The following is a 23,859-nucleotide window of genomic DNA, read 5'->3' as shown; positions in this document are numbered from 1 at the left end:
CGAGCGCGGCGTGGCGAGAATGCATTCCACGGCATTACCCTTTCGCCGCTTCGATGGCGATGCGCGAAATCTCGTCGAAATCCGCCCCCGACACCGGGATCGGGATGTCGAAGACCTCGGCGATCACTTGCGTCCAGCCATGCAGGAAATACGTCCAGCCGTCCTCGATCTGCAACTGTTGTCCGGCCTGCTGCCGTCTTGCCTGGCCGAGGAAGATCAGGTCGCCGCGATAATTGAGGTCCCAGGCTATGCCGCGCTTGGGGAACACGCCGTCATCGGTGATCGGCGAGCCTGGGGCGTCCTTGCCAAGTCCCGTCGCGTTGATCACCAGCGAGCCGGGTTTCAGCGCCGCCAACGTCTCATCGTTGGTCTCGGGCCGGTCTGCCAGGACATATTCGATCTCGACCGTCGACATCATGTCTTTGTGGATGCGCTCGATTTCATCGAGACGCGGCTGCGAACGGTCGGTGATAATGATGCGCGAAGGCACGTCGGCGCGCTTGCGCATCAGGTGCCAGGTGATCGCAATCGTCGATCCGCCGGCGCCCATGGACAGGACTTCCGCACTGGTGTCCGCGAAGTATCCCGCCGGGATGAAACCATCTATCGCAAGGCCCGAAGAGATCGGATCCTTGGCATGGCAGATGAGTTTGCCGCCCCGCTTCGACAGGCAGCTGGTCTCGTGCATCAGGCGAGCGTGCGGATCGATGACGTCGAACAGGTCGCGCGCCGCGTTGAAGAGATCGATCTTATGCGTGGTGACGAGCGCGCCGAGCGACAGCGGGTCGGATTTTATGAAAGAAACGACCTCACGGTAGGCCTCCGGATCGGCATGAAGTGGAAAGTCGATGCCCTTGAGAACCGCTTCCTTCAGCCGGAGGTGGCGCGCCCATGCAGGGAAAACCCGCATGATCGAACTGCTCGTCGTCGTGACGCCGATAAAATAGAACGTCGGCTGGGTAGCCGGGCGGTAGCGGCTCATTTGCCGATCTCCCGGATTTCGCTCGTGCTCAGTACAGAAGCAGAAGTGCGAAGTGAAGCAGCGATCTCGAAGCGAGCCTTCATGCCGGCACCGTGCGGGATCGTTGCCCGTAGAGCGCGGAGATCAGCTTCGCATCACGCGGTCGCCAATCCGGGTTCTCGACTTCCTTCCAGCCTCCATCGCCGGCGACCACGCGCGAGCGCATGCCTCCCGATCTTGCGATGATCTCGTAGTCCTGCCCTGAATCGGCGGGGTAGCAGAACAGCATCATCAGATCGTCTTCCCCGACATTGATCGAGCGGTGGATCCAGAAAGGGGGGACGTAACAGACGGTCTGCGCTTCGACGGGCAGGATCCGGACCTTGCCCTCCGGCGATTCCATCAGCATGAGGCCATGGCCCTTCTGACCATAGTAGATCTCGGGCCGGTCGGCCTGCTTGTGGATGTGACCGCGCGTCATGAAATACTCGTCACCGACCTTGCCGGGCGCCATGCGCGTGACGCCGAAAATCAGATCGCCCGACTGCTCGGTCGGCCGGAACTCAGAGACCTCGTAGACGATGCGCTCGCCCCATTCCGCGTACATGGCTTTGAAGGCGGCGGCGTCCGCATAGAGCCCATCCAGATCGCGGAAACGTTTCTGATAGCTGCCGGTTGCATTTCCCATCGCGCCAGTCGACAGATCGATGTTGCATCCAGTGGGCTCAAACAATCTGGTCAAGGGACTACCTCATATTGCTTTGCTGTTGGTGTCGGCGCTGATCTGGCCGCTCCTGCTTTCGACAAGAACCACACTTGCTTTGCAGGGTATGATTTGCTCTCCCTATGCGGACCAGCTTGGAGGTTGCTGGACTATGGCAGATTTCGACTACAAGGCACATGACAGTAGGTCGGGCGTTGTCGTCACGTCGCACCCGCTGCCGCGCCACGTCAAGCCGTGTCGGTCGCGTCGAAATAGCCGCTGTCAAAGCACCGACTGCCGGTTGGCAGCCTTCTCAATGCCGTAACCGGGCCATAACCGGCCTTAAGCAATCCGAGAGAACCGCCTTGCTCCTCCAAGTCGCCTTCGACAAGCCTGAACACCTGGCCCTGCTCCCGCAGATGAAGGCGTTCGCCGATATTATCGAGATCGGCACGCCGTTGCTGAAACGCCTTGGCCTCTCCGCCATCACCACGGCGCGCGAGCTCTGCCCTGGCGTCAAGGTGTTGGCTGATACCAAAACCGTCGACGGCGGCCAGTTCGAGGCCGATATGGTATTCGGCGCCGGTGCCGCGTTCATGACGGTGCTGTCGTGTGCTTCGTCCGCCACGCATGAGGCGGTGGGAAAACGTGCCGCCGCCTTCGGCGCGACGGTCATCGTCGACACCATCACCGAGTCGGGCAAGGCAGAATTGCTTCCCTTGAATGCTGTCTTCCCCGAAAGCTTCGGCTACATCGCGATCCACTCGCCAACCGATGCGCGGCTGGCGGGCAACACCTCCACGTCACATATCGACGCCGTGAGAAAGATGCACGATCGCGGCTTTCTGGTTTCGCTCGCCGGCGGGATCGGCCCCGACACGCTGGAAGCGGTGATCGCAGTCGAGCCCGAAATCCTCGTGGTCGGCAGCGCCATCACAGAATCCGCAAGCCCAAAAGAGGTAGCACGATGGATTCGCGACAGATTGCCCAATCCAGGCCGTGGCTGGCCGTGGGACAGGAGATAACCGACCTTCTTGGCCGGATCGACGCCGACGCCTTTGCAAGGCTGGTGCAGGCGTTCGATGATCCCGATCAGCGATGGTTCTTTTCCGGGCAGGGACGCTCCGGCCTTGTCGCGCAGATGGGCGCGATGCGCTTCATGCATCTTGGCCGAACGGTGCATTTCGTCGGTGAGGCATCGGCGCCCTCGATACGCAGGGGCGATGCGCTGCTGATCATCTCCGGCTCCGGGGAGACGCCGGTCAGCACAGGCTTTGCCCGCATCGCCAAGGCGGAAGGCGCCAAGGTCGTTACGCTGACGCATAAGCCAGCGGGGACCCTGGCCGGCATTGCCGATGTCACGCTGCATATACCCATCGGGGAATCGAAACAGTTTGGCGGCAGCCTGTTCGAGCAATCCTGCCTGATCCTGCTCGACAGCGTTGTGCTCGGCCTGGCGCAGCAGATACCCGACGCGCACAAGCTGATGTTGCACCGCCACACCAACTTGCAATGACCGCGCACCCCGGGCACGCCCGAGGGCATGCTTTTGAGCGACATGCATCAGCTGGGAAGCCCGGCCGAGCACCTCATCTTCCGTTGCGGCAAGGCACTGGACTCGCTGCGGGATGCCGATATTGTACTTGAGGAGCGTTGGTGCCGTGCTCTGGCGACGGCAACCGACGGGGAGATGCCGGCGGCTTGGTTCGCAGGAACAGGTCCCGGTCAATATGGGAGGAAGTCTGATGAGAATTGGGGTCTTTCTGGCCGGCGTCTCGGCTTTTGCCGCGCTGGTTGGCGCACCTGCCTTTGCGCAGGACAAGCCGTTTGCGGGAGTTACCGTGAACGTCATTACCCAGACCGGGGCGATTCAGGAGCCGCTACAGAGGCGCGCGCCCGAGTTCGAAGCGCTCACCGGCGCCAAGATCAATGTCATCGCGGTGCCCTTCTCGGATCTCTATCAAAAGATTCTCACCGACTGGGCGAGCGGCACCAATTCGGTCGACGCCGGGGTGTTCGCCCCGCAATGGATGGTCGACTACATTGCCGGCGGCTACCTCGAGGACCTGACGCCGCGGGTCGAGGCCGACAAGGACATCCAGCAGGACGATGTGGGCGCGTTCTTCCGAGACTTCTCCGAGAAGTACAGCGGCAAGACCTACATGATCACGCTCGATGGCGACTTCCACATGATGTACTACCGCAAGGACGTGCTGGAAGCCGCCGGCCTGGCGGTGCCGAAAACCTGGGACGAGTATCTCGAGGTCGCCAAGGCCACGCATGGCAAGGACATGAGCGGCGATGGCACGCCCGATTTCGGCTCGTGCATCGCCAAGAAGCGCAACGCGCAGAGCTATTGGTTCGTCACCGATGTGGTCGGCTCGATGACCCAGTCCAAGGGAACCAGCCAGGGCACTTTTTTCAACACCAAGGACATGACGCCGCTCGTCAACAACGACGCCTTCCGCAAGGCCCTCGACTTCCTGTCTGAATCGACCAAATACGGCCCGCCGGACGAGCTAAACCTCGATGTCAGCGATACAAGGCCGCTCTTCGCTTCTGGCCGCTGCGCGCTGAACCTCGACTGGGGTGATGTAGGCACGATCTCGATCGATCCGGCTCAGTCCAAGGTGATGGGCAAATGGGGCGCGGCGATCATGCCCGGATCCAAGGAGGTCCTGAACTGGGACACCGGCAAGCTCGAGGCCTGCACGGCAGAAAACTGCCCGCACGCGATCGACGGCGTGAATCATGCACCATTCGCCGCCTTTGGCGGCTGGGGCGGCGGCATCAATGCGGCGGCCGATCCGAAGGTAAAAGACGCCGCCTACGCCTACTTCTCGTTCATGACGCAGCCGGCACAGTCGAACGCCGACGTGACCGTCGGCGGCACCGGCTTCAACCCGTATCGCACCTCACAGCTCAGCTACAGCGACCTTTGGAAGAAGGCCAACATGAGCGAGGATGAGGCCAAAGTATACCTGGGCGCGATCAACGACAGCATGAGCAGCCCGAACATGATCCTCGATCTGCGCATCCCACAAAATCAGAAATACCAGCAGGTCGTGCTCGATGAAGCGGTCTCGCGCTTCCTCGCCGGCGAAATCGACAAGGAAGCGACGGTTTCGGCGGTCGAGGAAGGCTGGAATGAACTGAACGACGAGATTGGCAAAGACAAGCAGCTCGAACTTTACAAGGCGACTATCGGCGCCAAATAGGCGGCCAGGCAATCGACCCGGCGTGGCATCGGTCCGCGCCGGGTCTCATGCCTGCCCCACATTCCCGGGTTATGATGACCGCAACCGACACTATGCCAGAAGCTGCCGACCGCCGCAGCTGGGCCGAATGGCTGGACGGTCACTCGGGCCGGATCATGGTGCTGCCAGCCGTCGTCGTGCTTCTCTGCTTCGCGATTTTTCCGCTCATCATCTCGGCCTATCTCGCGCTTTCGCGCTTTGCGCTCGCGCCGGGCGGATTCACGCTAAAATTCATCGGACTTGTGAACTTCCGCAAGTTGCTGGTCGGTTCGCAGCAGTATCACCTGCTCGGCAAATTCGGCACGTTCGGTTTTGTCCAATCCGCTTTGCTGGCGTTGGTCGCGGCAGGGCTGCTTTTTCTTCTCGCCCGCTATCTCTGGCGTGGCAGGCCGACCATCGCCGGCGTGATTGGTCGCCTTCTCGCGACGGCAATGGCTATGGGCCTGGCGGTTCTCGCGCTGGCCACCATGGCACCGGGCGGCGTGCCAGGGACTGTCGTCAACACGCTTCTCTACGTGTTCGTCGGTGTGGCCGTGCAGTTCGCACTGGGGCTGGGCCTCGCGCTCCTCTGCGGCCAGCCAATCCGCGGCAGGAATTTCTTTCGTGTCCTCTTCTTCATCCCGCTGATGGTGACCCCGGTCGGCATCGCCTACACGTTTCGCATGCTCGCTGACATGCAGAAGGGCCCCTTCGCCCCGCTCGTGCGCGCTTTCGGCATCAGCGAGTGGTCGTGGGCCACAGAGGCCTGGTCGGCGCGGCTGATGGTGTTGGTCGGCGATACCTGGCAGTGGACGCCGTTCATGTTCATCGTGCTGCTGGCGGCCGTTGAGAACCAGCCGCGCGACCAAGTCGAGGCGGCGCGGCTCGACGGAGCCAACGGCTTCCAGATCTTTCGCGACATTACCTGGCCGGCGATCGCGCCGATTGCCGCTACCGTCGTGCTGATCCGGCTCATCGAGGCTTTCAAGATCATCGACCTGCCGAACGTGCTCACCGGCGGCGGCCCCGGCCTGGCGACGGAATCGATGACGCTCCATTCCTTCATTTCCTGGCGCACCCAGGATCTCGGCGGCTCGGCCGCTGTCGGCTACATGCTTCTCTTCATCTCCACCATCGTATGCGTCTCGTTCTTCAATTTTGTGGTCCGGCCGGCGCGCCGGTTCGAAGCATGAGCGCCGAGCCGCGCTCGCTGGCGCGCCGGCTGTTCGAGCCGGCCTCGATCGACAGCCAGGCGCCGGTCGCCAGGGTAGTGACCTATGTGCTGCTGTTCCTGTGGACGCTTGTTGTCGTGATTCCCCTCTATTGGGTGTTCATCACGTCCTTCAAGGGACCTGGGGAGGTCGACAATGGGCCGTTCTATCTCCCGTTCGTCGACTTTGCCCCCTCGCTGCAGGCATGGAACTTCATGCTCGTGCAGAATTATACCCTGCGCCCTTACATGAATTCGGTCGTGGTCGCGGTGGCCAGCACGCTGCTCGCAGTCCTGATCGGTTCGCTGGCGGCCTATGCGCTGGTGCGTATCCGCTTCCAGGTAAAGCTCGCCGCCGTTGCAATCTTCTTGATCCTGCTCACCGCAATCATCGTGGCGGTGGCCACTTTCGGCGTGCAGTGGGAGATCGCCGTTGCCGTGGCAGCCGCTCTCTTCATAATCGCCCTGTTCACGCTCGTTGGACGCACGAGGCTTGCAGTCGGCAACAACGACATTGAATTCTGGATCATCTCGAACCGCATCATGCCGCCGATCGTCGCCGTGTTGCCGATCTACGTGATGTTCCAGCAGATGCGCCTGCTTGACACGCAGCTGGCGCTGATCGTCACCTATACCGCCATCAACCTGCCGATCGTCGTGTGGCTGACTCGCGATTTCTTCGCCGGCATCCCGCTCGACCTTGAGGAGAGCGCACAGATAGATGGGGCCTCCAAGTTCCGCGTTTTCTTCACCATCGCGCTGCCGCTGGTGCGATCCGGCTTGGTCGCGACCTTTCTGCTGGTGCTGATCCTTGCCTGGAACGAGTATCTGCTAGCCCTCTTCCTTTCCAATGCCGACGCGCAGACGATGCCGGTGCTGGTATCGGCACAGAACACGACGCGCGGGCCGCAATGGTGGAACATGTCGGTTTTGATCACCGTGATGATCGCCCCCGTGATCGTCATCTCGAGCATCCTGCAGAAGCACATTGCGCGCGGGCTGCTGGTCGGCGCAGTGAAGGGCTAGTCGATATGCGGGTCACACTGTCCGATATCTACAAGTCCTTCGGCGCGGTCGAGGTGGTCAAAGGGCTCGACCTGGAGATCCAGGACGGCGAGTTCCTGGTGCTGCTCGGCCCCTCGGGCTGCGGCAAGACGACGGCGCTGCGCATGGTCGCCGGGCTTGAATCGGTGAGTTCTGGCCGCGTCCTCATCGGCGACCGCGACGTCACCCATGTGTTGCCCAAGTATCGCGACGTGGCGATGGTGTTCCAGTCCTACGCGCTCTATCCGCACATGACCGTTGCGGAGAACATCGCATATCCGCTGAAGCTGCGGGGCGTGCCGCGCACTGAGCGCGACGCCTCCGTCCGCAGCGCCGCCGTCAAGGTCCACCTCGAGGAGTTCCTCGACCGCTATCCACGGCAGCTTTCCGGCGGTCAGCGGCAGCGCATCGCGCTTGCCCGCGCCATGGTGCGGCGGCCGAGCGTCTTCCTGATGGACGAGCCGCTCTCCAATCTCGACGCCAAGCTGCGCGGCCACATGCGTTCGGAGCTGAAGCGCTTGCAGGCCGATCTGGGCGTGACGACGATTTACGTCACCCACGATCAGATCGAGGCCATGACCTTGGCTCACCGTGTTGCCATCATGAACCGTGGCGTCGTGCAGCAGATCGCGACACCCCGACAGATCTACGACGATCCGGCGAACCTGTTCGTCGCTGGCTTCATCGGCTCACCGCCGATGAATTTTCTCCATGGCGAGCTGGTCGAGGGTACCTTCGTGTGTGCGGAAGGACGATTTGCGACCAGCGTTGCCGAGAGCCGGAAAAAGGTCACTGCCGGCCTTCGGCCCGAGGATTGCCGGGTCACGGGCCCATCGGAGGGCAAGATTGCGGCACGGGTCTACGCTGTGGAACTGATCGGCGATCATACCTTGATCACCTGCCAATTCGGTGGGCCCACCGTAACCGTCAAGGCCGATAAATCGGCGCACTACGACATGGATGAGCCGATCGGCATCACCTTCCAGGACACCGCCGTCTTTCTGTTCGATTCGGAAACCGGGGGTCGCATCGGCGGCCGCGCTCGTGGACAGGCAGCCGCGTGACGTTCGCTAATTCTCCTCCACGAACACCTCTTCGCGCTTCTTCTTGACCGCCGGCAGGAAGACGATGACGAGCACGGCGAGCGCGATGAAGAGCAGGCCGGCGCTGATCGGCCTGGTGAGGAAGGTGCTCGGGTCGCCGCGCGCGAGAATCATGGCGCGGCGCAGGTTTTCCTCGAGCAGCGGGCCAAGCACGAAGCCGAGCAGCAGCGGCGCGGGCTCGCAGCGTAGCTTGGTCAGGAGGTAGCCGAGGAAGCCGAAGAAGGCGACGGCGTAGAGGTCGTAGATGTTGGTGTTGACGCTGTAAACGCCGATCGAGCAGAACGCCATGATGATCGGGAAGAGCACGTAGTAGGGGATCGTCAGGAGTTTTACCCAAAGCCCGATCAGTGGCAGGTTCAAAACGATCAGCATCAGATTGCCGATCCACATCGAGGCGATGATGCCCCAAAATAGCGCCGGCTGTTCGATCGCGACATTGGGGCCGGGCACGATGCCCTGGATGATCATCGCGCCGATCATCAGCGCCATGACCGGGTTGGCCGGAATGCCGAGCGTTAGCATTGGGATGAAGGAGGTCTGCGCGCCGGCATTGTTGGCCGATTCCGGTCCGGCGACGCCTTCGATGGCGCCCTTGCCGAATTCCCCGGGGTTTTTCGATACGCGCTTTTCGACCGTGTAGGAGGCAAACGCTGCAAGGATCGCGCCGCCTCCCGGCAAGATGCCGAGCGCCGAACCGATGATCGTGCCGCGCACGATGGGCGCCGCCATACGCCGAAAGTCCTCGCGGGTCGGCATAAGGCCGGAGACGCTTCGGATCATCACGGAGCGCTCGTGCTCGTTTTCAAGGTTTCGCAGTATTTCGGCAACGCCGAAGACGCCGACCGCCACCGCGACGAAATTCAGCCCGTCAGCATATTCGCGGATGCCGAGCGTGAAGCGCGGTGTGCCGGTGTAGATGTCGGTGCCGACAATGCCGAGCAGCAGGCCGAGCACGACCATCGCCAGCGCCTTGACAATCGAGCCGTGGGCGAGCGCGACGGACGAGACGAGGCCGACGATCATCAGCGAAAAATACTCGGCCGCGCCGAATTGCAGCGCGATCGCCGTCAGCGGCGGAGCGAAGATGGCAACGAGGAACGTCGACACCGTGCCGGCAAAGAACGAGCCTATCGCCGCGATCGCGAGTGCCGCCCCGGCGCGGCCGTTCTTGGCCATCTGGTAGCCGTCGATCGCGGTGACGGCTGACGAGGATTCGCCGGGCATGTTGATGAGGATGGCGGTGGTCGATCCGCCATATTGCGCGCCGTAGTAGATGCCGGCGAGCATGATCAGGGAGGAAACCGGGTCGCCGATCTGGAAGGTGATCGGCAACAGCATGGCGATGGTCGCGGTGGCGCCGATACCGGGCAGGACGCCGATCAGCGTGCCGAGAAGGACGCCGATCAGGCAGAAACCGAGGTTTGCCAGCGACGTGGCCGTCGAAAAGCCGAGCGCGAGGTTGTCGAGGAGTTCCATGTTCATCCTCTCACCATACCAGCCATGGAGGCAGCCACGGGCCGAAGCGCCGGAACGGCAGGCCGAGCGCATAGCTGAAGACGAGGAACGCAAACAGCGTCAGGCAAGCGGAGAGCACGAGCGCGGTCAGCGGCCTCATGCGGCCGCTGGCAAAGGATGCGATCAGCGCCGTCAGGAAGATCGAGGGGATGAAGCCGATGCCGCGCACAGTCAGGCCGAAGAAGATCGGGGCAGGGAGGATGAACAGCATGCCGCGCCAGGCTATATGCCCGATCGGCTCGCTCTCGAAGCGCACCGCTTCGACGAGTATGACGGCGCCAAGCAGGATCAGCACGATCGCCAGGACCAGAGGGAAATAGCCCGGTCCCATGCGGAAGGCGGTGCCGATTTCGAGGCCGAGCGACTGCAGAGCGAAAAATCCGCCAAGAAAGATGAATAGCGCGGCGCATATGCCGTTGGTCGTGTCGATCGTGAAAGGTTTCATGACGTCCTCCCAGGCCCGCCGCGGGGCACGCTGATGCCGGTGTGAAAAACGGGGCGCTAGTGGCGCCCCGTTCAAAACCTTAGTCGGCGTACTGGCCGGCGGCTTCGATGATCGGCTTCCAGCGCGCGATCTCGCTTTCCAGCTTGGCCTTCAGCGCCGCCGGCGTCGCATCTGCGTCGGACGACGGCTTGGTGCCGAGTTCGGCGAAGCGGGCGGCGACATTCGGGTCCTTCAGCGCGACCTGAAGCGACTTCGACAGGCGCTCGGTGACCTCGGCCGGCGTGCCCTTGGGCGCGTAGAGGCCGTGCCAGATGCCGACCTGCACTTCCGGGAGACCGGCTTCCGTCGTCGTCGGCAGATCGGGCAACACATCGAGGCGTTGCGGTGAGGTGACGGCGTAGGCCTTGATCGTGCCGCCCTGGATCTGCTTGGTGGTATTGGTCGTCTGGTCGCACATGATGTCGACCTGGCCGCCGAGAAGATCGGTCATGGCCGGGCCGGTGCCCTTGTAGGGTACGGTGACCAGCGGCGTACCGATCGCACTCATGAACAGCATGCCGCACAGATGCGAGGCCGCGCCTATGCCGGCATTGGCGACGGTGACGGTATCCTTGTTGGCCTTGGCGTAGTCGACCAGCCCTTTCAGATCCGTCGGCTCGAGGTCCTTGCGGCCGACGATGGTCATCGGCACCTCGGTGACGAGGCCGACATACTCGAAGCCGTTTAGCGTGTCGTATGCGAGCTTTCTGTATAGCGTCGCGCTTGTCGCCATGCCGATGTGATGGAGGAGCAGCGTATAGCCGTCGGGATCAGCTTGCGCGACGCGACCGGCGCCCAGTGTGCCGCCGGCGCCGCCTACATTCTCGACGATGATCTGCTGACCGAGATCCTTCGACATGGCTTCCGCGACGAGGCGCGTGACCGTGTCGGTCGGGCCGCCGGCCGAAAACGGCACCACAACGGTGATGGTGCGTTCGGGATAGGTTTGCGCGCCCACGGCGAACGGATAGAGCGTGACGGCTGCGGCTGCGGCCAGAGCGGCGGCGAACTTTCTCATCGTGATTTCCTCCCAGGATATGAATTCCCCACCGCTGCCTAGAGTTCCTTTCAACACCGGCTGGATGGAGCAATAACTAGCGCACGCTAGCGGATTGCAATCGGACTCAAACCGCAAACTGCGATTATGCACAACCCGTCCGCGCAAAATGGGTGGAAAGGTGGACATCGAGCCGGAGAGACGGGTTGCGGGATGCCCGATGGTCGAAATCTGATGGCCGTGGGTTTGGCGAATACCGGTTGCGGACCCCTCTTAACCTTCCTCCGGTCTATTCTGGTGCTCTTTTCCGCACTCACTAGGCGTGGGGTGGAAGTGGAGATCCGCTCGCCTGTGCCCGCAGCCAGTCCGAGACGCGATAGTATCGCAACATGGCAGCCGGAGCGAACGACATGAAGAAGGATGCTCGCCGGAGCGGTTCGAGCTTCAACGACAGGTCTTTTTCGGGGACGCCCTTCGCCCACTCACCAAGTATGCCGCCGAGCATGCTTCCGGTCGGCACGCCACGACCGGACAGGCCAGTCAGCGCGACGACGCCGGGCGCGAGCTGGTAGAATCGTGGGATGGTGCGCTTCTGCATGTCCAGTTCACCGAACCAGAAATACTCCCATTTCAGGTCGCTGCTGATCTGCGGATGGAGCCAATGCAGGCGGTCGGACATGAGGCGGTGTGTGAACGCCATGTCCCGGCCGCGCCGACCCATCGGGAACATCGAGGCGACAATCCGTCCTTCGGCGTTGTACTTGTAGACGAAGATGTCGCCGCGGCCGTCATGCATGGTGGTATTGCGTGGCAGGACGGTTCGGCGTTCCGTGCCAGTCAGCGGCTGCGTCGCGGCGACGAACACCTTCTGGATCTTGTAGGTCCGGTCGAGACCGGGCCAACCGTCAACGGTGTAGGCACCTGTCGCAAAGATGACCTTGTCCGCAACCACAACCCCTTCGCCCGAGTGTACGGCCCAGGCGCCGTCCTGCCGCACGACATCGTGGACAGGCGACTTGGTATGGATAGTGCCGCCCTCTTCGATGACGGCGCGCGCCAGCCCTCTCGCGTAGCTCAAAGGATTGAGGTGACCAGCCTCGGAATGAAACCAGCCGCCATAATATCGCGGGCTGCCGGTCATCTCCTCGGTAGTATGCCTGTCGAGCATCCGCGTCTTGGCGCCAACTGCATTGTACTGCTGCGCCTTCGCCTCGAGCTTGGCGACGGCGCCTGGCGTAAGCGCGCCCATGACGTAGCCGTTCTGCTGCCATTCGCAGTCGATGCGGTAACGCTTGATCATCCCCGCGACTTGTCTGTTGGCCCCTGTCTGCCGGGCGATCAGCCTTTCGGCCCACGGCTCGCCCAACATGGCACGCAGTTCGGGCAGGCTGTAATGCGTGAAGGTTGGCGTACAGTGGCCGGCATTGCGCCCCGAGCCGCCGAACCCGATCTCCTGGGCTTCGAGAAGAATGACGCGTATGCCGTCGCGAGCGAGATCGAGCGCAGTCGTCAATCCGGTATAGCCACCGCCGACGATGCAGACGTCCGCCCGCGTGCGTCCTTGCAGCGGGCCGGTTTTTGGCGCCCGCTTCGCGGTCGCATACCAGAGTGAGACTTCAAACGGCGAAAACCTTGCCATGCCGGGCCTGCCTCAAAGCATGTCGCTTCGCGCGTCGAGCGCATCGCGCAGCCCATCGCCGATAAAATTGAAACTGGTGACCGCCAGTGTGATGGCGGCGCCAGGAACGATCGCCAGCCACGGCGCGCTATCGAGATACTGCTGGGCGCCGTTGAGCATGTTGCCCCAACTCGGCAGCGGCGGCTGGATGCCATAGCCAAGGAAGCTGACATAGGCCTCAAGGAGGATGGCCCGGGCGACGGTAAGCGTGGCCGCGACGATGATCGGGCCGATCGCATTGGGCAGAAGCTCGCGAAACATGATGTGGCTGTTACTGAGCCCGAGCATCCGGGCGGCAACCACGAAGTCGCGTTCGCGCAGGGAGCGCACTTCCGCCTCGACAATGCGTGCGATTTCCATCCAGCTCGTCGCCGCTATGATCAGGGTGATCATGGTCGGGCTCGGCTTGATGAAGGCAGCCATCGCCAGCAGCAGGAAGATGTTGGGAAAGGACAGCATCGCGTCGACGAAACGCATCAGCACGGTCCCGATGCGGCCGCCGAAGAAGCCTGCCACAATCCCGAGTACGGTTCCGAAGACGGTGCTGAGGAGCATGGCAGCGAAACCGACCAGCAGCGAAACGCGGCCAGCCATGAGAAGGCGCGCCGCGATGTCGCGTCCGAGCGGATCGGTGCCGAAGAAATGGTAGCCGGTGAACGGCGGGGAGAACCGTCCACGCAGGTCGATGTAAAGATCGTCAAAGGGCAGGAGAAAGGGTCCGATGACGCAGGCGAGGACCAGTATAATGATCGTGGCCAAGCCAAACATCGCCAGCCGATGGCGGGCAAATCGGCGCACGGTGCGGCTGCGCCACCAGGGTTGCGTGGAGCGGGCGGAGACGAGTAATTCCGACGGGCTCATTTTTTCGTTCCTCAGCTCAATCGAATGCGCGGATCGACGAATGCGACGGTGAGGTCGGCGGCCAGATTGCCGACCAGGACGAGAACCGCGGACATCATCAGCAGGCCCATCACCACGGGGTAGTCGCTGTAGCCGAGACTGTCGAGGAACAGCCGTCCCATGCCGGGCCAGGTGAAGACGGTTTCCGTCACCAGGGCGCCACCCAGTATTGTCGGCAGCTGCAGCCCCAGCAGCGTGATCATCGGAAGCAGAGCGTTTCCGAGGATGTGACGGATCAACACACGTCGGCGCCTCAACCCCTTGGCCCGGGCAGTGCGGACGAAATCCTGATTGATGACGTCGAGCGTCGCGGTTCGCATGTAGCGGCTCCACACGGCGATATTGACCAGCGCAAGAACGATGCTCGGCATGATGAGATGGATCGCATAGTCACCGAGCGAGCCGTCGCCGATCGTGTACATGTTGCCGGCCGGCAGCCATCTGAGCCGGAGCGAGAAGATGTAAATCGCGATCAACCCGAACCAGAAGGTCGGGATCGACAATGCCACCATCGCGCCGACCGTCGCCGCGTAGTCGAAGATCGAGTACCGTTTGAGCGCGCCCAGTACACCTATCCAAGTGCCGACGAAGATGGCGATCGCGGTCGATACGCCCATCAGCAGCAGTGTCGCGAGAAGGTGCTCCCAGATGATGTCGAGCACGGGCCTGCCGTCCCGGAAGGAACGTCCCCAGTCACCGCGAAGCAGATGCCCCAGCCAGTCGATGTACTGGACCGGAAGAGGTCGATCGAGACCCATTTGCGAGGCGATGCGATCGAGATCGGCCTGCGTCATCCCCGGCGTGAGGCTGAACTGCGAAAGCGGCCCACCCGGAGCGAGGTTCAGGACGGCAAAGCCAATCATCGAGACCAGCAGGAGCAGGACAAGACTTTGCCAGAAACGTCCCAGCAGATAGCGAAGCATGCCGGTAGCCTCCGTTTGCTGTCAGTCGGATACGGTTGCGCCAGGGCGCGCCTTAGAGCGACGTGCGTCCAATTGGACGCACAAAGTACGCTCTAACACTTTGAATCTACGCATCGTACTTTCCGAAAATCGATTCCGATTTTCGGGTCGAGGCGGTAGTCGGCGATGCAGGCCGAGCCGGCATTGCCGGCCCGGGGCCATTTCCGGCGCTATGACCAATACCAGGTGGCTACGTCCCAGGAGTCGATGCGCACATTGATGTTGGGGACGACGCCTTCGACACCGGCCTTGTGTCCGCGGACCGTCGCGTATTGGAATATCGGCAGGAATGGCAGGTCGTTGCGCACGGTCTCCTGGATTTTCAGGTAGGCTTGCTTGCGCTTTTCCGGCACGAATTCAACACCGCCGGCTTCAAGCAGCTTGTCCACCTCCGGACTGACATATTGCCAGGTATTCTGGCCGGCCCCACCCTTGGCCGGAATTGATTTCGAACTGAGGTAATCCGAAGTATTGGGGTCGGATCCTGTCAGGAAGTTGATGCCGACGACAACGGAATCGAATTCCGACTTCATCCAGTAGTCCCCCCACATGACAGCAGGCGGCAGGTTGGAGATCTCCACTTCGACACCGACGTCGCGATACGATTGCTGAATGAACTGCTGCGCCTGTTCGCGGATATGATTGCCCGCCGTGGTCGAGTTCTTGAACGAGAGGCGGACGCCATCCTTGACGCGAATACCGTCGCTGCCAGGGACCCAGCCGGCGTCGTCCAGCAATTTCTTCGCCTTGTCCAGATCGTATTCCTGCTTAGGCAGATCCGGATTGTAGTAGAAGGATTGCTGCGGCATGTAGGTTTCGGTCGGGGTCGGCAGTCCATAGTAGAGGGCGTCGATGATAGTCTGCTTGTCCAGCGCATAATACAGCGCCTGGCGAACGGCGAGTTCCTTGAACTGCGGGCGCTCCATGTTGAAGCTGAGCGATTCGACCGTGGCGGCGGGAATGACGGCAACGGACGTTCCGCTCAATGCCTTGGCTTCCTCATAGTGGTCGGGCGTGATCCACTGCAGACCGATGACGTCGATGTCGCCGGTCTTGAACTGGGTGTAGAGAACCGTCAGGTCCGGAATGTATTTGTAGATCAGCCGCTCGAGATAGGGGCCGTCGCCAAAGTAGTCGGTGTTGGCGGCCAGCTCGATATGATCTCCGGCCGTGCGTTCCACCCATTTGAACGGCCCGGTTCCGATGGGAGCATTGTTGAACGGTGCGGTATTCTTGTCCTCCGCCGCACCGAGCACATGTTTCGGGACGATGAAGGTCGCCGCCAGGATCGATGGATAGGGGGCGTAAGGCTCCTTCATCTTCCAGCTGATCTCGGTTGGCGAGACGACGGTCAAATGCTGGATAAGTTCGTGGCCGGCGCGCCGCCAGCTCAGAAATTTCGGGTCGACCAAGAGTTCGAGCGTGAACTTGACGTCCTCAGCCGTGAACGGCTTTCCGTCATGCCACTTGACGTCATCGCGCAGCTTTACGTGCCACTCAAGCCCGTCGGCCGAGATGCCGCCGTTTTCGACGGTCGGCACCTCCTTGGCGAGTGCTGGGTAGAAATTACCTTTCGGGTCGACGCCAAACAGCGGATCGAAGACGCTGAAGTGAATGCCCTCGTCGACCTCGATATGCACCATGTGCGGATTGAAGACGGTGGGTTCTTGAGAAAAGCCGACGATCACCTGCCCCTTGGGTGCGCTCGGCGGGGTTGCGGCAAGGGCTTTGCCGGCCCCTGTCAGGTTGGGCATGGCGAGGCCGGCGGCGCCGGCGATTGCCATTCCAAGCGTCTGACGACGCGTCGGCCGAAAGATGGTGCTGCTACTCTGGTTTGACATAAGAGTCTCCTTTTGAAGTGTTCCACTTTTGCTGCGTCCCGCTCTCTTGTCGGAGCGGTTAGAATCCATTGATCGGCGCGACCTTCGATCCGTCCGAAAACCGTGACCATCTGAAATCAGTCGGATCGACGATCGGCGGCCGCCCCGTGACGATGTCTGCCATCAGCCTGCCTGCGGCCGGGCCGATGCCGAAGCCATGGCCCGAGAATCCGGTGGCGACATGGAAGCCGGGGACGGCATCGACCGCGGAAATGACGGGGACGGCGTCGGGCGTGACGTCGATATAGCCGGCCCAGCGCTGCGCGATCTCTGCCTTGTCCAGAACCGGAAATGCCTTGCGGGCGTTCGAAAGGACACGCTCGGAGCTTTTCTTCGATGGCTTTGGATCGAGCACGCGACAGTATTCGAAGGGGCTGGCCTCATCCATTGCCCAACGGGTCGGCACTCTTGCCTCTTCGAGGAAACGGCCTCCCAGGCGGAAATTCAGCGATCGCCATTCCATCTTCCAGGCCGGAAGGAAGTCGCGCGCGTAGCGAAAGGAGTTCGGCACGATATCGACGACATTGGTGGTGCTGGAAGCGATGGTATATCCGCCATCCTGGCGCCTGCGCATGGCGAAATTGTTTGCCCACACGGCCTGTTCCGGCCCGTTCTCGACCGGCGTCGTGCGAAGAACCGTGTTCATGACCTTCAACTGCGGCAGGTCAAGGTCAAGCGCTCCGCAAAACAGGTTCGACCAGGCGCCTCCGGCAAGGACGACTGCCTTGCAGGCAATGAAACCACGTTCGGTCACGACGCCCGAGACGGAGCCGTTGGTTGTCTCCACGCCGCGCACCGCGCACTCCGTTAGAATGGCGGCGCCGCGCTCGCGCGCGCCTTCAGCAATCGCCGGGGCGGCCTTCTGCGGCTCGGCGCGCCCGTCGGCGGGTGTGTACAGCGCGCCTTTGACATCGAGATTGGAGCTGGGGAGGAGGTCGCGCAATTCTCCCGCACCGATCATTCGCGACTCGAGCTGATAGCCTTCGAGGTGACGTCCCCAGCGTTCGTGCTGTTCGTATTCCTTGTCGTTCGCGCAGGTGAACACAATTCCGGCTCGGGCATAGCCGGTATCTCGCCCTGTTCGTTCGGAGAGCCTCGACCAGATGCGCAGTGCTTCCGCCATTAGCGGGACCTCGCGCGGATCCCGACGGGAGATGCGTACCCAGCCCCAGTTGCGGCTGGACTGCTCCTGGCCGATTCCGCCCTTTTCGCACAACGCCACCCGCAAACCGCTTTCTGAGAGTTCCAGCGCCGTCGAGGCGCCGACGATGCCGCCGCCGATGACGACGCAGTCCACCTCCTTTGGCAGTTCAATATCTCCATGAACGGGGATGACGAACGGTCCGGGCATGCTCAGTAGAGCTCCTCGAGCTGGCAATTGATGGAAAATTCCGCGACGCTTGCATTATTGGGCAGATCGAGGAGCATCCCGATGGTCCGTGCGAGATCATCGGGATCGGTCATCAGTGCATCGGCGCGATCGGTGATGCTGCGCGCCATATCGGTGGCGACGAATCCGGGGCAGACGGCCGTGGCTCGAATTCCAAGATCCCACCCCGCCTGCCGGATGCCGTGGGAAAGGGCGACGGCAGCAAACTTGGAGATCGAATAAGAGCCTGATGTCGCGGACTTGACCCGCTTGCCCGACAGCGAGGCGAGAATGATGACACGGCCTGCTCGACTTGCCGCAAGCGACTCCCATGACGCGCGCACCAGGCGGCGCGGAGCCTTCACGTTGATGTCGAACATCAGATCGAGATCCGTGTCGTCGACGTCGATGACCGACTTCGGAATCATGATGCCGGCACAGGCAATGACTGCGTCGATCCGACCGAAACCATCGATGGTGCCGTCGACCCAGGCCTGTTCGGCGTTGGCGGCCGCGGCCTCATAGGGGAATACGCGGACGCGCTCTCTGTCAGCCCAGTCGGGCTGCATCGGTTTGCGCATGCCGAGCGACAGTGACCAGCCCGTTTTATACAAGTGCCGGGCGCAAGCCGCGCCGATGCCGCGACTTGCGCCGGACAGGAGAGCCACCCGCTGGGCGGCTTGCACTCTGCCCATTGCCGCCGGCTCCCTCATTGGCCGAGACCCACGGTGCGACGATAGACGCGCCGCAATATGTCGAGCAGACGCTTCTGGTCTTCCTCGGGCACACCGGCGAAGAAATCGCTGGACTGCTTGGTAGCGATCTTGCGCACCTTGCGGGCGAGGTCCGCCCCCTTTTCGGTGATATGGAGCTCCTGCGCGCGTCCGTCGTCCGCTGCGGCCTCACGCGTCAGAAGATCGTGCTCGATCATCTGGTCGACCAGCCTGCCCATGGCGGAACGATCGCGCATAATGAGCTGCGCGATGACCGAGGGCCGTATCCCGGGATGGCTGTCGACAAGAAGCAAGGTGGTGATCTTCCCGGTTCCCCGGGCGACATCGAGACCCTCCAGGCGGTCATCGAGATCACGAGAAAGGGCGATGTTGATGCTTCTGATATAGAAGCTCAACGTGTCTTCGAGGACATCGAGCCCTACCGTCTCGACGGTATGAGGAGGGCCTTTCTTCTTCTTCGGCAACGGACACTCTCCTGAGGCTTTCCTGGCAGCCTGCATCGAGATCACCGGCAGCCTTGAAAATCGAGGTTGCCGCGAGCCTTCAAAGCCATAGTTGAGCGGGTAGTGGACAATTGCAACTACTTTTGATGGACAAAAGCAACTATCTCCCCTGCAGGAAGGTCCGAGGTGCGCGCGTGCAGTTCGATCGAGACACGGCCTTGCGATCCGCGTCCTCTATCGGCGCCGTCATCGATGGATCGCGGGACGTTCTCGATCGCCGCCTAGGCGGCGGGGACCCATTCCTTGCCGGGAATGGCAGAGATGAGTTGCTGGGTATAGGCGTGACGCGGGGATCGGAATATCTGCCAAGGCGGGCCGGACTCCACGACTTCGCCGCGGTTCATGACCAGAATCTCGTCACAGATACGGCTTGCCACTCTCAGGTCGTGAGTGATGAAGATCATGGCGATCTTCATTTCCTCCTGGATATTGGCCAGCAGATCAAGAATCTGCGCCTGGATGGAGACGTCGAGGGCGGAGACCGCTTCGTCGGCGACCAGGACCTTGGGGTCCATCATCAGAGCCCGAGCGATGCCGATCCGCTGGCGCTGGCCGCCTGAAAATTCATGCGGAAACCGGTCGTAGGCACCCTCGTCGAGCCCGACCAGCCGAAGCAGCTTCAACGCTTTCGCGCGCGCTTCGCGAGCGGACAGGCCGTGCGCCATCGGGCCGACGGTGAGGATCTTGGCGATCGTCTGCCGCGGATTGAGCGAGGCGAATGGATCCTGGAAAATCATCTGAATATGCGGCCGCATCGGCCGGAACTCGGAAGCCGAAAGCGCCGCGATATCCTTGCCGTCGAACAGAATGCTGCCGCCATCGCTGTCCAGCAGCTTCAGGAGGACGCGGCCTAGCGACGATTTTCCCGAGCCGGACTCCCCGACGATCCCAAGTGTCCGGCCTTGGCGGACTTCAAAGCTGACCTGCTTGACGGCGTGTACGATGCGCGATCGTGAGAAGAACCCGATGCCTGGCCGGTAGGTCTTGTCGAGCTTCTGCACCTCCAGCACGACAGGCGCATCGCCGCGCGACTTCGTCTCATTCTCGATCATGTGTGGAACGGCGGCGATCAGTCGCCTGGTGTAGGGATGGCTAGGATTGCCGAGCACGTCGGAAACGCCGCCTTGCTCGACCATCGCGCCTTTCTCCATGACGATGACGCGATCGGCGATTTCTGCGACAACGCCAAAATCGTGCGTGATGAACATGACGCTCATGTTCTTTTCGCGTTGCAGCCGCCGGATCAACGCAAGGATCTGCGCCTGGGTGGTGACGTCGAGAGCCGTCGTCGGCTCGTCGGCGATCAGCAGATCGGGCCCGAGCGCGAGCGCCATGGCGATCATGACGCGCTGGCGCTGCCCGCCCGAGAGTTGGAACGGATACTGATGCCGCAGGACCTCCGGCTCCGGCAGGCCGACTTCGCCGAGCAGATCGACAACCGCCTTCGTGCGGGTCGCCGAAGTGCCTGCGTGGTGCGCTTCCATAACCTCCGCGACCTGCTGGCCGACGGTCATCAGCGGATTGAGCGCCGAAAGCGGATCCTGGAAGACGATGGAGACCGAACGGCCCCTGAGGCCGCGCAGGACGTCTTCCCGTGCGCTGGCCAGATCGTGACCCTTGAACCAGATGCTTCCCTGCGTAATCCGCACCGAAGATGGCAGCAGACCCATGATCGCATTTGCGGTGACGGACTTGCCGGAGCCGGATTCGCCGACGATGCAGAGCATCTCACCCTTCTTCATGTCGAAGGATATGTTTTCGACCGCGTTCTCACGCTCCATGTTCCTGGGCAGGCGGATAGTCAGATTTCGAACGGAGAGAACAGCTTCCTCGATCGGATCGCCTGTGGTCATTTCGCTCGGCAGCATTGCTTGGCCTTTCGAAGTCCAATGATCTGACGACGCATACTAGCCGCACGTCCTACCATCAGCGCAAGCCCGCATTTTTGCGATAGGCACCGGTGTGTCTTGAGATCGCTCCGAAATCATAGTGATCTTATCCGGGGCGGCCATATCTCGATAATTTCGGACTGGCTTCCGCGACCGAACTGCTTCTGGATATTGCCGTTTATTGAACGGGGCCGGGGAGGCGAGGCGGGCCCGCGGCGAATGAAGCCGACTTGCGAATGGCATGTTCGACGCCGCGGAGTTCGGCCAATCCTTTGAGCCGACCGATGGCCGGGTAGCCGGGCTGGGCCCCACGCGTCAGGTCGTCGAGGATATCCTGGCCATGGTCGGGGCGCATCGGGATGAGAGCGTCCGGGCGCCCTTCCTTCTTGCGCCGCGCTTCCTCGTGGAGTAGCGCCGTCACCACCGCCACCATGTCGGTGTCGCCGGCAAGATGCTCATCCTCGTGGAACGAGCAGGGTATGCCGGCCGCTTCCTTGCGCACATTGCGCAAATGCGCGAAGTGGATTTTTGGCCCCATCCGCTCGATCATGCCCGGCAGATCATTATCCGGTCTCGCACCGAGCGATCCCGTGCACAGTGTCGCTCCGTTGGCCGGGCTGTCGACCGCGTCCAGAATGTACCGATAGTCGGCCTCGGTCGACATGACGCGCGGCAGGCCCAGCAGCGGAAACGGCGGATCGTCAGGGTGGCAGCAGAGACGCAGGCCGAGGCGTTCGGCCGTAGGCACGACCTCCGCCAGGAAATCGACGAAGTGCCGGCGCAGGGTTGTTGCGTCGATGCGGTCATAACTTGACAGTTGCGCCGCGAGACCGTCGAGAGACGTGTCTTCGGTCGATCCGGGCAGACCGGAATTGACGCTTCTTGCCAGAACCTTGCGTGCAAAATCATCCATCTGCGCGTGTCGCCGCTCCGCCTCAGACGCGATCTCCGGCGTGTAATCGCCGAGCGCCCCTTGGCGTTTCAGGATATGGATGTCGAATGCGGCGAAGTCGAACAGATCGAAGCGCATGGTGGTGCCGCCATGCGGCAGGCGCCAGGCGAGGTCGGTGCGGGTCCAGTCGAGCACGGGCATGAAATTGTAGCAGATGACCGAAATGCCGGCCCGCGCCAGGTTTTCCAACGATGTCCTGTAGTTGGCAATATGGCTGCGCCACTCGCCGACCTGCGTCTTGATCGCTTCGGAAACCGGCAGGCTCTCGACGATCTCCCAGTTCAGATCGCTTGCGCTTCCATCCGGCAAAGATGCGACTTCGCGCTGACGGTTTTGGATTTCGGCGGGTAGCCAGACGGCGCCGTAAGGAACGTGGTGAAGGGCCGAGACGATGCCTTGCGCACCGGCTTGGCGCGCGTCCGCGATCGTCACCTTGTCGACTGGGCCGAACCAACGCCAAACATGTCTCATTCGAATACTCCGTTAGAAAAGAATCGCCATGCGGCTACGCGCCCGCGTTTCCCGTCGCGGTGACCGATCCGCTGCTCCTCTTCATCGGCTGCTATCAGATTCCGATGTATGTGACGATCCTGCTCTGGCGCCTGTACCGCCAAGCGAAGTTCCTGGTTAGAGCAGCGCTTCGTATAGATCGCCGATCTTTTCAACTTCGAAATCCGCTGCCCTGCTCTCCAGGAGGGCAGCAGAAGTGGGGTGGTCCAGCATTTCGGCCATCGCCTTTGCCAGGGCCGCGACATCGCCGACCGGCACCAAGGCGCCAAAACGACCGTCACCCAGAATCTCGCGCGGGCCATGTGGTGCATCTGTGGAGACTACGGGGACACCACCAGCCATGGCCTCGACCAACACATTGCCAAAGCCCTCGCTCGTCGAGGAAAGCACGAACAGATCGGCTGCGGCATAACAGGCCGCGGGATCATTGACGTAGCCAGCAAAGAGCACATCGGCGCCTATGCCAAGTTCCTGGGCATAGGTGCGCAACTCGTCGGCCAGTGGACCTTCACCGAAGATGGCAAGTCGAACGCGGCGACCGGCGCGCAGGATAGCGAAGGCTTGGAGCAAAGTCCGATGATCCTTGACCGGCACCAGGCGCCCGGCGGTGGCAATGACCGGGCCATCGCCCATCGCCGCCAGCTTTGCCTGCCAGGCATAGGAATCTTCCTGGGGCGCCGCAGCCGGCGGCAGCGGGTTGTTAATGACGACAACCTTGGATTTGGGGAAGCCGCGGGCCGCAATATCGCGGCCGACGCCTACTGAGACGGCGATGGCTTTGGTTGCGCGCGCTGCAACCAGCGCGGAAAGCCAGACCGCTATTCTCGCGCCGAGGCTGCCGGAAGGCAGGGAGGCCGCTGCGTGGAAGCTTGGAAAGAACCTCGCTCGGCTTCGCGCCAGGAGAAGCGCCAGCGTCACGACCAGATTGGCAAATTCCGGGGCGCTATAGACCGCATGGGGCCCAAGGCGGTCGAACAAACGCGCGCTTCGCACGATGCCTTTCAGCGTCGCCCACTTGCCGTAGCCCTCGCCCCGGATAGGAAGGTCGAAATCGACCAGGTGCACGGCGGGGGAGCGCAGCGCGGCGTTAGGTCCTTCCGCGTTCCAGGTAAAAAGTGTGACATCGTGCCCACGCGATGCCAATTCATTTGCCATGAGGACGAAGACGCGCTCGGCGCCGCCGCCCCTGAGACTGGCAATGTGAAAAACGATGCGCTTCGCCATGCCTG

Annotated in this window: 21 protein-coding genes; 6 read left to right on the top strand and 15 right to left on the bottom strand. The window is 62.0% G+C overall.

The genetic code is table 11. The annotated features are described in order from the left end of the window. Positions 1–34 precede the first annotated feature (34 nt). Together RPG13_RS27505 and RPG13_RS27500 are read right to left on the bottom strand one after the other, a co-directional pair. Complete coding sequence (locus tag RPG13_RS27505; protein WP_337126487.1) at positions 35–982, bottom strand: shikimate dehydrogenase family protein; 948 nt, start codon at positions 980–982, stop codon at positions 35–37. Between the two features lie 79 nt (positions 983–1,061). Beyond that, positions 1,062–1,703 (bottom strand): glucose-6-phosphate isomerase, encoded by a 642-nt coding sequence (locus RPG13_RS27500; protein ID WP_337126486.1) that lies wholly within the window; start codon positions 1,701–1,703, stop codon positions 1,062–1,064. A gap of 104 nt (positions 1,704–1,807) precedes the next feature. Here RPG13_RS27500 and RPG13_RS27495 point away from each other — a divergent pair, with 104 nt between their 5' ends. The 6 genes from RPG13_RS27495 to RPG13_RS27470 all read left to right on the top strand — a co-directional run bounded on the left by RPG13_RS27495 (position 1,808) and on the right by RPG13_RS27470 (position 8,218). Beyond that, positions 1,808–2,689 (top strand): orotidine 5'-phosphate decarboxylase / HUMPS family protein, encoded by an 882-nt coding sequence (locus RPG13_RS27495; RefSeq protein ID WP_337126484.1) that lies wholly within the window; start codon positions 1,808–1,810, stop codon positions 2,687–2,689. Next, entirely contained in the window at positions 2,674–3,180 is a 507-nt protein-coding gene (locus RPG13_RS27490) for an SIS domain-containing protein (protein ID WP_337126483.1), read from the top strand. The genes RPG13_RS27495 and RPG13_RS27490 overlap by 16 nt, the downstream gene beginning before the upstream one ends. Positions 3,181–3,409: 229 nt before the next feature. Beyond that, entirely contained in the window at positions 3,410–4,882 is a 1,473-nt protein-coding gene (locus RPG13_RS27485; protein ID WP_127205247.1) for an ABC transporter substrate-binding protein, read from the top strand. A gap of 92 nt (positions 4,883–4,974) precedes the next feature. Then, positions 4,975–6,093, top strand: a complete 1,119-nt coding sequence (locus tag RPG13_RS27480) for a carbohydrate ABC transporter permease (protein ID WP_337126481.1) — start codon at positions 4,975–4,977, stop codon at positions 6,091–6,093. Continuing rightward, positions 6,090–7,136, top strand: a complete 1,047-nt coding sequence (locus tag RPG13_RS27475; RefSeq protein ID WP_337126480.1) for a carbohydrate ABC transporter permease — start codon at positions 6,090–6,092, stop codon at positions 7,134–7,136. Before RPG13_RS27480 ends, RPG13_RS27475 begins: the two co-directional genes overlap by 4 nt. A 5-nt stretch (positions 7,137–7,141) precedes the next feature. After that, on the top strand, positions 7,142–8,218 hold the full coding sequence (locus tag RPG13_RS27470) for an ABC transporter ATP-binding protein (RefSeq protein ID WP_337126479.1): 1,077 nt from the start codon (positions 7,142–7,144) through the stop codon (positions 8,216–8,218). Positions 8,219–8,224: 6 nt separating this feature from the next. On the opposite strand, the gene RPG13_RS27465 is transcribed toward RPG13_RS27470, so the two are convergent. From RPG13_RS27465 to RPG13_RS27405, 13 genes are all read right to left on the bottom strand, one after another. Then, on the bottom strand, positions 8,225–9,733 hold the full coding sequence (locus tag RPG13_RS27465) for a tripartite tricarboxylate transporter permease (protein ID WP_128285305.1): 1,509 nt from the start codon (positions 9,731–9,733) through the stop codon (positions 8,225–8,227). Between the two features lie 10 nt (positions 9,734–9,743). Beyond that, positions 9,744–10,217, bottom strand: a complete 474-nt coding sequence (locus tag RPG13_RS27460; protein WP_128285291.1) for a tripartite tricarboxylate transporter TctB family protein — start codon at positions 10,215–10,217, stop codon at positions 9,744–9,746. Positions 10,218–10,296: 79 nt separating this feature from the next. After that, positions 10,297–11,274 carry a tripartite tricarboxylate transporter substrate-binding protein gene (locus RPG13_RS27455; RefSeq protein WP_337126477.1) on the bottom strand — a complete coding sequence of 326 codons (978 nt, stop codon included), beginning with the start codon at positions 11,272–11,274 and terminating at the stop codon, positions 10,297–10,299. A gap of 295 nt (positions 11,275–11,569) precedes the next feature. Then, positions 11,570–12,892, bottom strand: coding sequence for an NAD(P)/FAD-dependent oxidoreductase (locus RPG13_RS27450; protein ID WP_337126475.1), 1,323 nt, complete (start codon positions 12,890–12,892; stop codon positions 11,570–11,572). Positions 12,893–12,904: 12 nt separating this feature from the next. Further along, positions 12,905–13,792 carry an ABC transporter permease gene (locus RPG13_RS27445; protein ID WP_337126474.1) on the bottom strand — a complete coding sequence of 296 codons (888 nt, stop codon included), beginning with the start codon at positions 13,790–13,792 and terminating at the stop codon, positions 12,905–12,907. Between the two features lie 11 nt (positions 13,793–13,803). Then, complete coding sequence (locus RPG13_RS27440; RefSeq protein ID WP_337126472.1) at positions 13,804–14,754, bottom strand: ABC transporter permease; 951 nt, start codon at positions 14,752–14,754, stop codon at positions 13,804–13,806. Between the two features lie 209 nt (positions 14,755–14,963). Further along, the gene (locus tag RPG13_RS27435) at positions 14,964–16,547 is read right to left on the bottom strand and encodes a peptide ABC transporter substrate-binding protein (protein WP_442921398.1); all 1,584 of its coding nucleotides are present in this window, start codon (positions 16,545–16,547) and stop codon (positions 14,964–14,966) included. A 145-nt stretch (positions 16,548–16,692) separates the two neighbouring features. Next, entirely contained in the window at positions 16,693–18,024 is a 1,332-nt protein-coding gene (locus RPG13_RS27430; protein ID WP_337126470.1) for an NAD(P)/FAD-dependent oxidoreductase, read from the bottom strand. A gap of 2 nt (positions 18,025–18,026) precedes the next feature. Beyond that, positions 18,027–18,737 (bottom strand): SDR family NAD(P)-dependent oxidoreductase, encoded by a 711-nt coding sequence (locus RPG13_RS27425; RefSeq protein WP_337126469.1) that lies wholly within the window; start codon positions 18,735–18,737, stop codon positions 18,027–18,029. Positions 18,738–18,751: 14 nt separating this feature from the next. Then, positions 18,752–19,240 carry a MarR family winged helix-turn-helix transcriptional regulator gene (locus RPG13_RS27420; protein ID WP_128241370.1) on the bottom strand — a complete coding sequence of 163 codons (489 nt, stop codon included), beginning with the start codon at positions 19,238–19,240 and terminating at the stop codon, positions 18,752–18,754. Positions 19,241–19,500: 260 nt separating this feature from the next. Next, positions 19,501–21,147: an ABC transporter ATP-binding protein gene (locus RPG13_RS27415; protein ID WP_337126468.1), complete on the bottom strand. Its 1,647-nt coding sequence runs from the start codon at positions 21,145–21,147 to the stop codon at positions 19,501–19,503. Positions 21,148–21,346: 199 nt separating this feature from the next. Next, positions 21,347–22,591 (bottom strand): mannonate dehydratase, encoded by a 1,245-nt coding sequence (gene uxuA / locus RPG13_RS27410; protein ID WP_337126467.1) that lies wholly within the window; start codon positions 22,589–22,591, stop codon positions 21,347–21,349. A 156-nt stretch (positions 22,592–22,747) separates the two neighbouring features. Further along, entirely contained in the window at positions 22,748–23,854 is a 1,107-nt protein-coding gene (locus RPG13_RS27405; RefSeq protein WP_337126466.1) for a glycosyltransferase, read from the bottom strand. Between the last annotated feature and the right edge of the window lie 5 nt (positions 23,855–23,859).

Source organism: Mesorhizobium sp. ISC15 (genome assembly GCF_037162615.1).
Classification (GTDB): Bacteria; Pseudomonadota; Alphaproteobacteria; order Rhizobiales; family Rhizobiaceae; genus Mesorhizobium; species Mesorhizobium mediterraneum.
This window is presented reverse-complemented; position numbering and strand designations above follow the sequence as displayed.